General features: G+C 60.6%; 11 protein-coding genes and 2 tRNA genes. 5 read left to right on the top strand and 8 right to left on the bottom strand.

Annotation, left to right across the window (positions count from 1 at the left end; all coding sequences use genetic code 11):
* Window positions 1–26 precede the first annotated feature (26 nt).
* From BFN10_RS08465 to BFN10_RS08480, 4 genes are all read right to left on the bottom strand, one after another.
* Window positions 27–1,307, bottom strand: coding sequence for a virulence factor family protein (locus BFN10_RS08465; RefSeq protein ID WP_071489292.1), 1,281 nt, complete (start codon window positions 1,305–1,307; stop codon window positions 27–29).
* The gene (gene mprF, locus BFN10_RS08470; protein ID WP_071489293.1) at window positions 1,307–3,949 is read right to left on the bottom strand and encodes a bifunctional lysylphosphatidylglycerol flippase/synthetase MprF; all 2,643 of its coding nucleotides are present in this window, start codon (window positions 3,947–3,949) and stop codon (window positions 1,307–1,309) included. The genes BFN10_RS08465 and mprF overlap by 1 nt, the downstream gene beginning before the upstream one ends.
* Before the next feature lie 279 nt (window positions 3,950–4,228).
* Window positions 4,229–4,305: transfer RNA gene (locus tag BFN10_RS08475), tRNA-Met, on the bottom strand.
* 205 nt (window positions 4,306–4,510) lie between these two features.
* Window positions 4,511–4,587, bottom strand: a tRNA-Met gene (locus BFN10_RS08480).
* Window positions 4,588–4,866: 279 nt separating this feature from the next.
* On the opposite strand from BFN10_RS08480, the gene dinB reads away from it, so the two are divergent.
* Window positions 4,867–5,925, top strand: a complete 1,059-nt coding sequence (dinB, locus tag BFN10_RS08485) for a DNA polymerase IV (protein ID WP_064054577.1) — start codon at window positions 4,867–4,869, stop codon at window positions 5,923–5,925.
* 130 nt (window positions 5,926–6,055) lie between these two features.
* On the opposite strand, the gene BFN10_RS08490 is transcribed toward dinB, so the two are convergent.
* The 4 genes from BFN10_RS08490 to BFN10_RS08505 all read right to left on the bottom strand — a co-directional run bounded on the left by BFN10_RS08490 (window position 6,056) and on the right by BFN10_RS08505 (window position 10,857).
* Window positions 6,056–7,009: a hypothetical protein gene (locus BFN10_RS08490; protein WP_071489294.1), complete on the bottom strand. Its 954-nt coding sequence runs from the start codon at window positions 7,007–7,009 to the stop codon at window positions 6,056–6,058.
* Between the two features lie 20 nt (window positions 7,010–7,029).
* A complete protein-coding gene (locus BFN10_RS08495) occupies window positions 7,030–8,745 on the bottom strand; it encodes a proline--tRNA ligase (protein WP_071489295.1) in 1,716 nt (571 codons plus the stop codon).
* 182 nt (window positions 8,746–8,927) lie between these two features.
* Window positions 8,928–10,460, bottom strand: coding sequence for an AmpG family muropeptide MFS transporter (locus BFN10_RS08500; protein WP_071489296.1), 1,533 nt, complete (start codon window positions 10,458–10,460; stop codon window positions 8,928–8,930).
* Window positions 10,461–10,503: 43 nt separating this feature from the next.
* Window positions 10,504–10,857 (bottom strand): MGMT family protein, encoded by a 354-nt coding sequence (locus BFN10_RS08505; protein WP_071489297.1) that lies wholly within the window; start codon window positions 10,855–10,857, stop codon window positions 10,504–10,506.
* Window positions 10,858–11,011: 154 nt separating this feature from the next.
* On the opposite strand from BFN10_RS08505, the gene BFN10_RS08510 reads away from it, so the two are divergent.
* The 4 genes from BFN10_RS08510 to BFN10_RS08525 all read left to right on the top strand — a co-directional run bounded on the left by BFN10_RS08510 (window position 11,012) and on the right by BFN10_RS08525 (window position 13,941).
* The gene (locus BFN10_RS08510) at window positions 11,012–12,019 is read left to right on the top strand and encodes a DUF481 domain-containing protein (RefSeq protein ID WP_071489298.1); all 1,008 of its coding nucleotides are present in this window, start codon (window positions 11,012–11,014) and stop codon (window positions 12,017–12,019) included.
* 106 nt (window positions 12,020–12,125) lie between these two features.
* Window positions 12,126–12,857 carry a HugZ family pyridoxamine 5'-phosphate oxidase gene (locus BFN10_RS08515; protein WP_071489299.1) on the top strand — a complete coding sequence of 244 codons (732 nt, stop codon included), beginning with the start codon at window positions 12,126–12,128 and terminating at the stop codon, window positions 12,855–12,857.
* Window positions 12,858–12,923: 66 nt separating this feature from the next.
* Complete coding sequence (locus BFN10_RS08520; RefSeq protein ID WP_016975517.1) at window positions 12,924–13,400, top strand: FxsA family protein; 477 nt, start codon at window positions 12,924–12,926, stop codon at window positions 13,398–13,400.
* Between the two features lie 247 nt (window positions 13,401–13,647).
* Window positions 13,648–13,941 carry a co-chaperone GroES gene (locus BFN10_RS08525; RefSeq protein ID WP_003193940.1) on the top strand — a complete coding sequence of 98 codons (294 nt, stop codon included), beginning with the start codon at window positions 13,648–13,650 and terminating at the stop codon, window positions 13,939–13,941.
* Window positions 13,942–13,955: the final 14 nt, after the last annotated feature.

A 13,955-nucleotide genomic window follows, 5' to 3' on the forward strand; every position in this document is an offset into this window, starting at 1 on the left:
CATTTTGATTTGTGTAAGGCTCGGGCTTATTCGGTTTTGGTTTGGTGCTTGACGATGATATCCACCAACCGCTTGGCCAGCGCCGGGTAGTTCTCATCGAAGTGATGCCCGCCTGGCAACTTGATGGCTTCACCTACAGCCGTCTTGTCTGTGCAGCCACTCTCGTCGACTTCTTCGGCGCCGTAGATGCACACCACTTTGTCAGCCGGCAGTTTGGCCATTTCCGGGCCTGTGGCCGCTTCTTTGCCCGCGTTGCCCAGCCAGCCTTCGACTTCAATCTCGAAGCTGCCAGTCCGTGCGAATGCCAGCAGGATGATTGCGTCCACACGCTGCTGCTCGTTCTCCGGCAGGCGGTTGTAGATGGCCGGCAGTACATCGGCACCGAACGAATAGCCGGTCAGTACGAAGCGCTTGGTGCCCCACTTCTGACGGTAGTGCTGCATCAGCTCGGTGAGGTCCTTGGCGCTTTGTTCCGGGGTCTTGTGCTGCCAGTAATAGCGCAGGGTGTCGATGCCCACCACCGGATAACCGATCTTGGCCATTTCACCGGCCACGTCACGGTCGAGGTCGCGCCAGCCGCCGTCGCCGGACAGGAACAGGGTGACAGTGTCCTTGGCCTGGCCGGCCGGTACTTCAACCACCGGTATTGCCAGGCCGCCATTGTCCGAGCCCACCAGTTGCTTGCGCAGCTCGTTGTTCAGCACTTGCGGGTAATGAATGTCGTAGTCGCTGATGCTGGTGGTGGCGCGCGGTGTGTCGCGTACGAAACTGGCGCTTTCATCGTCAGGGTTGTCGTTCCACGCCACCAGCCAGTTGCCGTGGGCGGCTGTCTTCGGCAGTGGGTCCTTGCAGCCTTCCTGCACCAGGGCGAAGCCGACGGAGATGGCGTTGGCCTTGTCGTCGTTCTGGGTGGCCAGCCAGCGCCAGGCGAGGGCAGCGCCAGGGCCGATGCCGCTGACCAGTGTCGCCGGGCCCTTGAGCTGGGCCAGGGCGCCTTGCAGCGCTTGTTCCTGCAGCTTGCAGTCATCCTTGGGCAGGACCACCTGGACAATCTGCGCCTTGCCGCCTTGGCTCAGGGCAATCAACTGGCTGTCGGTCAGGGTTTCATCGGCCATTACGGCCACGGCCACGCGGGCTTTCGGCGTGCCGTTGGGGGTCACCCGGGTCATGACCGAACCGTCGGCCTGGGGCAGTTGCTCCAGCACCGGCTGAGGGGCAGGGCGGTTCCAGTACCAATAGCCGCCACCCAGGACCAGGGCGAGCAGCACTACAAAGGCCAATACATACCGCCAGGAGCGTCGAATCATCAGCGTTTCACCAATCCAGTCAAGCCGCCCGCGATCAGGGCGGCGGTATCGGCCAGTGCCACCAGCGGATCAAGTCCTGCGGGCACGGCCATGTAACGGGGTTCCCAGTCAGGCTGGAACTTGTCTTTGAAGCGGCGCAAACCTTGGAAGTTATACAGTTGCTCGCCACGGCGGAACACCATCGAGCCCAGGCGTTGGGTCAACGGGGCGCCGCGTCGTGGTTGCAGGCCCGACAACGGCACCATGCCGAGGCTGAAGCGGGCATAGCCGTGACTCTTATAATGTTGAATCAGGCCGACCATCATGAATTCCATGGTCAGCTTGGGCGCGTCCGGATGGGCGCGCATCAGGTCGAGACTGGCCAAGTCATGGTTGTAGGTCTCAAGCAGGTTGGCGAAGGCCACCGGGCGCCCTTCGAAGCGAATGATCGCGATGCGAAAGTGCTTGAGGTAGTCGTCGCTGAAGCGTCCCAGGGAAAAGCCTTTTTCCCGTACGTTCTTGCCGGTCAGCCAGGCATCGGAGATCACCTTGAGTTCGTCCATCGGCGCCGTGCCCGGTTCGCAGATCTCCAGGGACAGGCCATCCCGCGAGCCACGGTTCCAGGTGTAGCGCAGGTCCTTCATCTCTTTGCCCTTGGCTTCCAGGTCAAAGCGTTTGAGGTCGACACGGGCTTCTTCGCCCAGTTTGATCGCGGTGAGGCCGATGTCCATGTAGTACGGCAGGTTCTCCGCACGCACCTGGTAGAACACCGGGCGGGCGTGGTGGATGTCGCACAGGTCACGGAACTGCCAGATCATCTCGGCCCGTGGCTGGGTGGGGCCAATCGGGTCGTACAAGGCTACCAGGCTGCGGCCGCGACGGGCGTACATGAGGAAAGCTTCATCATTGGGGTGGAACAGCAGCGCCTTGTCGCCGGTGAGCGCCAGGCCGCCGTCAGGCTGGGAAGAGGCCATCAGGATCTTGCTGGCGCGCTCAAGTTCATCGGGTGTCGGCAGATGGATCACCGGGCGCGCAGTACGCAGCAGCCAGGTCAGGGACACGATCACCAGCAACACGGCGGCGCCCAGCAGCGAGCGCAGGCCACGTGGGGCGTTGGCGTCCAGGGTGAACTGCCACCACAGCTGATGGCTGTACGGGACATCCTGGTAAGCAAACAGCAGCAGCCAGATCGACGCCCCGAGTACGCAGACACTGGCCACCAGGTACAGCGGCGAGAAGGGCAGCTCGGTGAGGCGGCTGGCGCGATAGAACGAGCGTCGGAAGATCGCCAGCAGGATCGCGGTCATGGTCATCAGGCTGGCTTCTTCCCAGTCGAAGCCTTTGAGCAGCGAGAGCAGGGCGCCCACCAGCAGCAGCACCATGGTCAGCATCCAGGCGGCCGACAGGCGTCGACGCAGGCCCTGGGCCAACAACAGGCACAACACGCCGATCAGGCTGGCGCCAAAGTGCGAGGCGTCAATCAGGCGGTGAGGAATCAGGAAGCCGATGTTTTCCAGGCGTGAGTCGATTTCGGGCGTGGCGCCAGAGAACAGCAGGACCACGCCGGACAAAAAAACCAGGACGGCCAGTACCGGCGCTGCCAGCCCCGAGGCGACCCGCAGGCTTTGCTGGGTCTGGAACAGGCGCTGGGCTTCGTTGACCAGCAGGAACACGCAGGCGATCAGCAGAGGCAGCACCACGTAGATCATGCGGTACAGCAGCAGGGCGGCGGCCAGTGGCGCGGCGCCCAGTTTGTCGGCGAACGCTGCCAGCAGGATCGCTTCGAATACACCCACACCACCCGGTACATGGCTGAGTACACCGGCGGCCAGCGCCAGCAGGTACACGAGCAGGAAGGGGCCGAAGGGTGGCGCCTCCGGCAGCAGCATATAAAGGACGGTAGCGGCAGCGGCAACGTCCAGTGCGGTAATGATCAGTTGCAGGAAGGTCAGGCGACGGCCCGGCAGGCGCAAGGTGCGGCGGCCGGCTTTTACCAGCAGGTTGTCCGGGTAGGGCTGTTCCGGCAGGCGGCGGCGATAAATGCCGATGCACAAGACCGCCGACAACAGCAGCACCGCGCCAGCAATACCGCCCAGCACCGCTTGTGGCAAATGCAGGTAGGTTGATGCGGCGGGCAGGTTACTCAGTGTTGCCAATGCAGCCAGTGGCGGCAGGGCAGTGCCCAGCGCCAGGCTGGCGAACACGGTCATATGGGCGACTTCGGATGCACCGATGCCATGGCGTGCATATAAACGGTAGCGCACCGATCCGCCGGAAAGCATCGACAGACCAATGGCATTGCCAATCGCGAAGGCGGTGAAACCACCGAGGGCCAGGGTCTTGGCGGGCAGGTTCACGCCGGCATAGCGGGCGCCGGAGAACTCATAGCCTAATAGAATGACAAAACCGGCAACGGCTGCGGCAAACGCACCGAGCAGGGCTGGCTTGGGCACTTCCAGGATCGAGTCGTGGAGCGCGTAGAGGTCCAGCTCCAGCAGCAGGTGGCGGCAGGCGATCAGGGCGATGGCAAACAGCAATAAGGTGACGGCCAGCCCGATAGGCTGCCGATACTTGCTCACCAGATCCAGCCAACGCAAGCGGGTGGGTGTGATCGGTTGTTCTGCTGTGACAGTGTCTTGTGTTTCAGACGAGTTGGCGCGCATCAATCACCTCGTGGATTGTGCGCGACAGGATGGAGGTATCCAGCCAAGTTACCAATCCCTATGGACAAAATAATTACAAATATTAACGCGTATCGCCGGGGGCGGCGACTGCGGCCATTGGTCGTAGAGGGCAGCGCTTGAGCATTGAGCATAGCTTGCAATGAGATGGACTCTACAAACCGCGCGCGGTTTCATGAAAGATGCCATGCCATTGTTTCAGAAGAACTTTTTCACCGGATACAAAAAAGGCCACTCTTTCGAGTAGCCTTTCTTGATGTTTGGTTGCGGGAGCCGGATTTGAACCGACGACCTTCGGGTTATGAGCCCGACGAGCTACCAGACTGCTCCATCCCGCGTCTGTGGGCGGCATTCTACAGTCCAACGCCGAGGTGTCAACCGTTATCGGGCCGATGGGTCAAATAAGTGTGAATTGGACTCTGAATGTTGGTCATGCACCGTAAGTGCGCGATGGCAAAGATTTTTTTGTCTTACAATTTTCGTACATGACAAAACAGGCACGCACAAAAAAGGCCACTCTTTCGAGTAGCCTTTCTTGATGTTTGGTTGCGGGAGCCGGATTTGAACCGACGACCTTCGGGTTATGAGCCCGACGAGCTACCAGACTGCTCCATCCCGCGTCTGTGTGTCGGCATTCTACAGAGGAACGCCGGTGTGTCAACCTGTGAATTAAAGAAAAGCGCTTGTGGTTCAATCGCTTAGCTCTCTATAAAGGCCCCTTGATACCCCTCGGGCCCAGTCTGGCCGAGGCTTTCAGCTCTATCGTAAGGGCAAATCCGATTGAGAAAATAAATTCATCTTGGAATTTTCCTACCGCTCAAGCGGAAGATTCAAACTACTGGTGCTATATACAGGTGTGAGTGCGATACTGGCCACCCGTAGGTAAACACCCCGTTTATATGACGCAGCGCAAAATCATCCACGTCGACTGTGATTGCTTCTACGCCGCCATCGAGATGCGCGATGACCCGAGCCTGGCGCAAAAACCGCTGGCGGTGGGCGGCTCGGCGGACCGGCGCGGGGTGATCGCCACCTGCAACTACGAGGCACGCGCCTATGGCGTGCGCTCGGCCATGTCGTCGCGACATGCCTTGAAGCTGTGCCCGGACCTGACCATCGTCAAGCCGCGCATGGATGCCTATAAGGAAGCATCCAAGGAAATCCAGACGATCTTTCGCGACTACACCGACCTGATCGAGCCGCTGTCGCTGGATGAGGCTTACCTGGATGTGTCCGACAGCCCGCACTTTGGCGGAAGCGCCACGCGCATCGCCCAGGACATTCGTCGCCGTGTCTCCAACCAACTGCATATCACCGTGTCCGCAGGCGTGGCGCCGAACAAGTTCCTGGCCAAGATCGCCAGCGACTGGAAGAAGCCCAACGGCCTGTTTGTGATTACCCCGGACCAGGTCGAAGATTTTGTCTCGCAGTTGCGGGTCAGCAAGTTGCACGGTGTGGGCAAGGTCACGGCCGATAAACTGGCACGCCTGGGCATTGAAGACTGCCTGCAACTGCGCGAGTGGAACAAGCTGGCGCTGGTGCGCGAATTCGGCAGTTTTGGCGAGCGGCTGTGGAGCCTGGCGCGTGGGATCGATGACCGTGTGGTGCAGAACGACAGTCGTCGGCAATCGATCAGTGTGGAAAATACCTACGATGTCGACCTGCCGGATCTCTCAAGCTGCCTGGCCAAACTCCCGGAGCTGATGGAAACCCTGGCCGGGCGCATGGCGCGCATCGACAGCAGTTACCGGGCCGGCAAGCCGTTCGTGAAGGTGAAGTTTCATGACTTTACCCAGACCACATTGGAGCAGGCGGGGGCAGGGCGGGACCTGGAGAGTTATCAACAGTTGCTGACGCAGGCGTTCAATCGGGGAGGGAAGCCGGTGCGGTTGCTGGGGATTGGGGTGCGCTTGCTGGATCTGAGTAACGGCAACGAGCAGCTCGAATTCTCCTGGTAAAAATGGGGAGCAAATTGTGGGAGGGGGGCTTGCCCCCGATAGCAGTGGATCAGCCAGCCTATCTATAGCTGACCCGCTGCAATCGGGGGCAAGCCCCCTCCCACATTTGACCGCCAACAATTTGAGGGGCTCAGCGTGCTCCAGGATCTGCGACTAGCCGCCCCGCATCCTTGGTCAGCGCCTGCAGAAACTCTTGCTGCAACTCGGGATCATTGCGGGTCAGTTCGATCAGGCTCTGTTCCAGTTCGCTGGCTTCTTCTTCCAGGCCCAGTTCCGACAAGCGCTTGACCCGGTGCACCCACTGGCTGACTTCGTCGTCTTCCAAGTCGTCGTAGATCAGGCCGTGGGCTTCCAGCAACTTGCCGCGCAGGGTGCTGCTGATCGCCAGGGTCGAGTCCGAATGCACATCGTCCTGGCCATCTTCCACACTGATCTTCAAGGTCGTGACGCGGTTCAGGTCCTGCTCGGCAAATGGGCTGTCCAACAGGTTCAGGCGCAGGACGCCGTTGCGGTCGGTGGTCAACTCATGGGTCTGCTTGCCGGCGGTGACCTGCACCGGGCGTTCGCTCCAGGGCAGGCTCGAATACTCCACGCGCTTGTCGCGCTGGACTTCATCGATACCCGCCAGGTTCTGTTGCGCACGGCCGTGGGATTGCACGTTCATGAACGGGTTGAGGCCGTCCACGCCATAGATCAGCCAGTCATGGGTCATGCTGGTCGGCAGGTGGCCGAGGGCGAAGATATTCGCCACGTTGGCGCCCGCGCCCGCCACCAGGGCGACTGCACCCAAGGGCATCTCGTAGAGCTTGCGCCAGGGCTGGTAAGGGGTATAGCGGTCGTAACGACGGGTGACTTCGTACTCGGTGACCTCGAAGGTCTTCTGCTCGTGAATGCGAACCCGGCGTTGCGGCAGCTCCAGCACTTTGGGCTCGCCGACATCGATCTGCAGGCTGTGGTCGAGCAACTTACGCTCGACCCGCTCCTCGTGCTCACTGCGTTGCGACATCTGGTTGGCGCAGCCGCTGACCAGCAGGGCGCCGCACAAGGCGGCGCCCCCCAGGGCTCTGGTGTTTCGCTTGAACATGACTTCTCTTGATCTGGTTTTCAGCGACGAATACGCGCCTGGAGGAAAGACAGCACGTCAGCCACCGGCAACGGTTGGGCTTCGGCTTCGGTCCGGCTCTTGTATTCCAGATTGCCATCGGCCAGGCCGCGGTCACTGACCACGATCCGGTGCGGGATGCCAATCAGTTCCATGTCGGCGAACTTGATGCCCGGGCTGGTTTTCTTGTCCCGGTCATCCAGCAGCACTTCAAAACCAGCAGCCGTCAATTCGGCATAGAGCTTGTCGGTGGCTTCGCGCACTTGCTCGGTTTCATAACGCAGCGGCACCAGGGCGACCTGGAACGGCGCCAGGGCGTCACTCCAGATGATGCCTTTGTCATCGTTGTTCTGCTCGATGGCAGCGGCAACCACGCGGGATACGCCAATGCCGTAGCAGCCCATCTCCAGGGTGATCGGCTTGCCGTTCTCGCCCAGCACTTCGCACTTCATTGCCTTGCTGTACTTGTTGCCCAGCTGGAAGATGTGCCCGACTTCGATGCCGCGCTTGATTTCCAGGGTGCCCTTGCCGTCCGGGCTAGGGTCGCCGGCCACGACGTTACGCAGGTCGGCCACGGTCGGCACCGGCAGGTCACGTTCCCAGTTCACGCCGAAGTAGTGCTTGTCGTCGATGTTTGCGCCGATCCCGAAGTCGCTCATCAGCTCGACCGAACGGTCGATGATGATCGGCAGCGGCAGGTTCAGTGGGCCGAGCGAACCGGCACCGGCGCCAATGGCGTCGCGCAGTTCGGCGTCGGTGGCCATGACCAGCGGGCTGGCCACGCCAGGTTGGTTGGCGGCCTTGATTTCGTTGAGCTCGTGGTCGCCACGGATTACCAGGGCGATCAGCTTGCCTTCCTCCTCGGCGCGCACGATCAGGGTCTTGATGGTCTTTTCAATCGGCAGATTGAATTTCTCCACCAGGGCCGCGATGGTCTTGGTATCCGGCGTGTCCACCAGGCGCAGTTCTTCGGCCGGCGCCGGGCGGGATGTTTCCCGTGGCACGGCTTCGGCTTTCTCGATGTTCGCCGCGTAGTCGGAGCCGTTGCTGAACACGATGTCGTCTTCGCCGGACTCGGCCAGCACGTGGAATTCGTGGGAGCCGGCGCCGCCGATGGAGCCATTGTCGGCTTCAACTGGGCGGAACTTCAGGCCCAGGCGCGTGAACACGTTGCAGTAGGCCTGGTGCATGCGGTCGTAGGTGACCTGCAAGGACGCCTGGTCAGCGTGGAACGAATAGGCGTCCTTCATGATGAATTCGCGACCGCGCATCAAGCCGAAGCGTGGGCGGATTTCGTCACGGAACTTGGTCTGGATCTGATACAGGTTCAGCGGCAGTTGCTTGTAGCTGCTCAGCTCGTTGCGCATCAGGTCGGTGATCACTTCTTCGTGGGTCGGGCCGGCGCAGAAATCCCGGCCATGGCGATCCTTGAAGCGCAGCAACTCCGGGCCGTACTCTTCCCAGCGCCCGGATTCCTGCCACAGTTCAGCCGGTTGGGTGCTCGGCATCAACACTTCCAGAGAGCCGGCGGCGTTCATTTCTTCACGAACGATGGCTTCGACCTTGCGCATCACCTTCAAGCCCATGGGCAGCCAGGTGTACAGGCCGGAGGCCAGTTTGCGGATCATGCCGGCGCGCAGCATCAGCTGATGGCTGATCACGACCGCGTCTGAAGGCGTTTCTTTCTGTGTGGCGAGCAAATATTGACTGGTACGCATGGTAGGCCGTTGTCGGTTGCTTGGACTTGAAATGACTTGGGATTGTACGGGCGCCGGCTGCTGGAGTACAGGCATCAGAACGCAGAGGGGTATGTGGGAGGGGGCTTGCCCCCGATAGCGGTGGATCAGTAACACATAAGCGCCTGACAACCTGCTATCGGGGGCAAGCCCCTCCCACATTGTCAGTCTTCGGTCGGCGGACTCAACCGCGCCCGCCGATTTTCCTGGAACCAGTGCAACGCGATCAGGAACAGCGTCGGCACGCCCAGCAGGCAGGTGATCAGGAAGAAATTGTGATACCCGAACTTCTCCACCATCACCCCCGAATACCCGCCGATCAGGCGTGGCAGCAACAGCATGATCGAGCTGAGCAGGGCATATTGGGTGGCGGAGAACTTGAGGTTGGTCAGGCTCGACAGGTACGCCACAAACGCCGAGGTCGCCAGCCCTGAGCTGAAGTTATCCAGGGAAATGGTGAAGATCAGCATCTGCAGGTCCGGGCCCATGTCGGCGAGCATCACGAACAGCAGGTTGGTGCCGGCCGACGCCACACCGCCGATGAACAGGATCGGCAGGATACCGAAGCGCACAATCAGCAGGCCGCCCATGCCTGCACCCAGCAGGGTCATGATCAGGCCGAAGATCTTGCTGACGCCGGCGATCTGGTCCTTGGTGAAGCCCTGGTCGATGTAGAACACGTTGGCCATCACGCCCATCACGGTGTCGGACATGCGATAGGTGGCGATCAGTCCCAACAACAGCAACGCCTGCCAGCGGTAACGCAGGATGAAGTCATTGACCGGTGTCAGCACCGGCGCCAGACCCCGGCGACCCATGGCCGACAGGCACAGCGACGTGAGGGTTATATAGAGGATGGCGCGCAGGAAGGCGCGGTCTTCCATCAGCAGATCCCACAGGCTCACGCCGTGGAATATCACGCTGCCGAAGTCGGTGTTGAACAACTGGGTAAACATTGCCGGTACCGATACCAGCAGCACGATCAGCACGAACACCGATGCCAGTTGGTGTACGAAGCTGTAGCGCCCGGCCTGCAACTGGGTGCGCAGTGGCACATCAGGTTCGCGCATGAACAGCGTGGTCAGCAGTGCCGGAATCATCAGCACGCCGAACAGTACGTAGGTGCCGGTCCAGGCCGAGTGCTTGTAGTTGAAACCGGTGGAGCCGAACCCTTCGGCAAAAAACAGTGCGCCTGCCGTGGCCAGCAGCGCGGCGATGCGATAACCGGACATGTAGCTGGCGGCCAGCGCAGCCTGGCGGCTGTCGTCGGCGATTTCCAGACGGTAGGCGTCGACCGCGATGTCCTGGGTGGCGGAGGCGAAAGCCACTATGACGGCGATAGCGATCAGCCAGGACAAGTGTTTCTGCGGGTCGCAGAAGCCCATGCCGATCAATCCGAGGATCACCAGCGACTGGGCCAGCACCAGCCAGGAACGGCGGCGTCCGAGTTTACCGAGCAGCGGCAGGCGCCATTGGTCGAGCAGCGGCGACCAGACCCATTTAAAGGCATACGCCAAACCGATCAGGCTCGCATAGCCGATGGTCTCGCGTGCCACACCGGCCTCGCGCAACCACACTGAAAGCGTCGAGAACACCAACATGTAAGGCAGGCCGGCGGCAAAGCCGAGCAACAACAGGACTAACGTCGAAGGGCTGGCATAGGCAGCGAGCGCGGCGCGCCAGGTTTTACGGGGCATGGGCTGGAGTCTGCCTCAGATTTGCGGAAACAAAGCGCGCACTCTAACCGCTGTGCTCTACCGGGCGCCAGCCATGGCGCTGAATATCCACGCGATTGTTGCGGACCATGACGCCTTCATCGCGCAAACGCGCCCGTTGTTCGTCACCCGAGGCACTGCCCACCGGCAGGCTTATCCGACCACCGGCACCCAGTACGCGGTGCCAGGGCAGCCGGGTGTCCTCGGGCAGTTGGCTCAACGTACGGCCCACCCAGCGTGCGGCACGGCCAAGGCCCGCCAGGTGAGCCAGCTCGCCGTAACTCACCACGCAGCCTTCGGGCACTTGCGCCAGGGTCAGGTAAAGAGCGGTACGACGCATCTCGGCGGGGCTTTGCGGCGACTCGGCAGGTTGATTCATTGAGCGGCTATCCGTTTAAATCGTCGGCATATTTGTAAGAAACGTCTGTAAACATCGCGATGAGCATTGAACTCGACCTCGATACTTGAGTCAGTCCTAGCTATCTAACACGATAATGCCTCCTTTTCGCCAACCTTGAGCCCCATACCCGCTTATGTTGTCCAGAACCCTGCTGTGCCTTGCTGTTTTCAGTGCTTCCACGCCCTTGCTGGCCGACACCGTCTGGTTGAAGAACGGTGACCGCCTGACTGGCAAGATCAAAGTCTTCGATGGCGGCAAATTGCTGATCCAGACTGACTACGCCGGTGCCATCCCCGTGGACTGGAAGCAGGTGAAAACCCTGGAGAGCGACCAGGAGTTGCTGGTCAAGCAGGACGCCTACACCGGCGAGAAGGCCAAATCCCTGAAAGCAGCGGAGGATGGCAAGGTGGTGCTGGCCAACGGTGAAGCGCCCAAGACGGTGGACTTGGCAAGCATCCAGCAGATCATCAAGCCCAAGCCTGTGATCGAAGACCTGGTGTGGAAGGGCAATGTGGACATGGCGCTGGACTATAAACGCGCCGACAAAGACACCAACGACTACGACATCGATTTCAAGACCACCGCACGCCATGGTCAATGGCGCCATACCGGACAGGGCGAGTACAACCGCGAATTCCAGGACGATGTCACCACCACCGACAACTGGGCCTTGGAATACGATCTCGACCGCTTCCTGACCGAACACTGGTTCTGGCAGGGGCGCTTGACCTACAAACGTGACAAGGTTGAAGACCTCTCGCGCCAGCGCACCGTCGGTACCGGCCCTGGCTACCAGTTCTGGGACGATGAGCTGGGGGCGTTCTCCCTGGGCTCGCTGGTCAACCGCACCGACTATGAATACGCCGACGGCGGCAAGGACAACTTCTATTCCCTGGCCATGAAGTGGAACTACAACCGCTACCTGGTGGGCAAGACCGTCGAATTCTTCACCAATGGTGAGGTGGGCAAGCCTATCGACGGTCCTGCTGAGTACTCGCTGGATGCGGAAATGGGCCTGCGCTACAAAGTCACCGAGTGGGCCTCCCTCAACCTCAAGGCCGAGCGCGACGTGATCAGCGGCGACTCCGACAGCAGCCTGAGCAAGACCCGCTACACCGCGGGCTTCGGCGTGGCCTGGTAACACGGTCGAACAAAACCTGCTTGGCAACCTTTGCCGATAATGATTACCTTGCGTTGAGATCCATTCCCATATGCCATGGGCGGCTGAATACCCGAGGAGTCATACGTTGAGCGCACAGGTTGCCAAGAACGCCCGAGAGCTGTTGCTCAAGGAATACCGTGGGGCTCTCTCCACTTTGTCCAAAGCCATGCCCGGCTTCCCGTTCGGCTCGGTCGTACCGTATTGCCTCGACGATCAGGGTCGCCCGTTGATCCTGATCAGCCGTATCGCCCAGCACACCCACAACCTGCAGAAAGACCCCAAATGCTCTTTGCTGGTGGGGGAACGCGAGGCCGATGATGTGCAGGCCGTCGGGCGCCTGACCTACCTGGCCGAAGCGGAAAAACTGGAGGAGGGCGACGCCATCGAGGCGGCGGCCGAGCGTTATTACCGCTACTTCCCGGATTCTGCCAACTACCACAAGGCCCACGACTTTGACTTCTGGGTTCTCAAGCCCGTACGCCACCGGTACATCGGTGGCTTTGGCGCGATTCACTGGGTCGACCAGTTGACCCTGGCCAACCCGTTCGCCGGCAAGGCCGAGCGCAGCATGATCGAGCACATGAACAGCGATCACGCCAAGGCCATTGCCCATTACGTCGATCTCAGCGGTTTGCCCACCTCCGAGCCCGCCCAATTGGCCGGCATCGACAGCGAAGGCATGCACTTGCGTGTCGGCCAATCCTTATATTGGTTGCCATTTGCGGAGCCTTGCAACACGCCGACACAAGTACGCGAAGCCCTGGTTTCATTGGCCCACGCCGAGGCCTGGCCGAAAAAAGCCAGCGCCGACGCTTGAATTCACGAAACGGCGACGTCATCTAAGGTGGACTGGCAAGGCATTCTTGCGTTGAGGAACCATTTGATGCGCCCTTTTTTATTGCTCTTTCTGCTGTTCCCGGTGTTGGAGCTGTTCGTATTCGTTCAAGTCAGCAGCGCGATCGGGTTTTTCCCGGCCCTGTTGCTGATCATTCTCGGCTCGATGCTTGGCGTTTTGGTGCTGCGCGTCGCCGGCCTGGCCACGGCGCTGCGTGCCCGTGAAAGCCTGAACCGTGGCGAGCTGCCCGCCCAGACCATGCTTGAAGGCCTGATGATGGCCCTGGCGGGTGGCCTGTTGATCCTGCCGGGCTTCATCAGCGATGTGGTCGGCCTGGTGATGCTGCTGCCGTTCACCCGCAAGCTGCTGGCCGGCAAGATGCGCCAGCGTGCCGAAGAGGCGGCGATTCGCCAGCGAGCTTTCGCCGACGACCTGCAACCCCGTGGCGGCCCCGCTCCGCGCCAGCCGCTGGGGCGTGAAGGGGATGTGATCGAAGGCGAGTTCGAACACCGCGACAGCAAATAACCGCTTCATTGGCACGGCACCTTCGGGTGCCGTGCTGCGTTTAACCGCAGGCAGACACAAAAATTTTCATCCCCGGCCCCTTGTAATAAGCATATGCGCCCTTATGTAACGGTCACCGCAAGGTTTCTGGTGGTGACACTGGACAGACTTCCGCGTTTCGCCCCGCGAACCGCGACCGGCACCGCCGGAATTTAACCCGCCGGAATTGATACCGGCCGATGAAAAACACAATTAGGAGAGATCGACAATGAAGCTTCGTCCTCTGCACGACCGCGTCGTAATCCGTCGCAGCGAAGAAGAAAAGAAAACCGCTGGCGGTATCGTTCTGCCAGGTTCGGCTGCTGAAAAAGCCAACCACGGTGTGATCGTCGCTGCGGGCCCAGGCAAGACCCTGGAGAACGGTGATGTACGCGCGCTGGCCGTGAAAGTGGGTGACAAGGTTGTTTTCGGCCCTTACTCCGGCAGCAACACAGTGAAAGTCGACGGCGAAGACCTGCTGGTTATGGCTGAGAACGAGATTCTCGCTGTTCTGGAAGACTGATTTCCCCGCTCATT

This window comes from Pseudomonas extremorientalis, from assembly GCF_001870465.1.
In the GTDB taxonomy this organism is placed as follows: domain Bacteria; phylum Pseudomonadota; class Gammaproteobacteria; order Pseudomonadales; family Pseudomonadaceae; genus Aquipseudomonas; species Aquipseudomonas extremorientalis.

Coding starts and splice junctions, on each gene's coding strand:
- BFN10_RS08465 (WP_071489292.1), bottom strand. CDS start 1,307: ATGATTCGACGCTCCTGGCGGTATGTATTGGCCTTTGTAGTGCTGCTC.
- mprF (WP_071489293.1), bottom strand. CDS start 3,949: ATGCGCGCCAACTCGTCTGAAACACAAGACACTGTCACAGCAGAACAA.
- dinB (WP_064054577.1), top strand. CDS start 4,867: ATGACGCAGCGCAAAATCATCCACGTCGACTGTGATTGCTTCTACGCC.
- BFN10_RS08490 (WP_071489294.1), bottom strand. CDS start 7,009: ATGTTCAAGCGAAACACCAGAGCCCTGGGGGGCGCCGCCTTGTGCGGC.
- BFN10_RS08495 (WP_071489295.1), bottom strand. CDS start 8,745: ATGCGTACCAGTCAATATTTGCTCGCCACACAGAAAGAAACGCCTTCA.
- BFN10_RS08500 (WP_071489296.1), bottom strand. CDS start 10,460: ATGCCCCGTAAAACCTGGCGCGCCGCGCTCGCTGCCTATGCCAGCCCT.
- BFN10_RS08505 (WP_071489297.1), bottom strand. CDS start 10,857: ATGAATCAACCTGCCGAGTCGCCGCAAAGCCCCGCCGAGATGCGTCGT.
- BFN10_RS08510 (WP_071489298.1), top strand. CDS start 11,012: ATGTTGTCCAGAACCCTGCTGTGCCTTGCTGTTTTCAGTGCTTCCACG.
- BFN10_RS08520 (WP_016975517.1), top strand. CDS start 12,924: ATGCGCCCTTTTTTATTGCTCTTTCTGCTGTTCCCGGTGTTGGAGCTG.
- BFN10_RS08525 (WP_003193940.1), top strand. CDS start 13,648: ATGAAGCTTCGTCCTCTGCACGACCGCGTCGTAATCCGTCGCAGCGAA.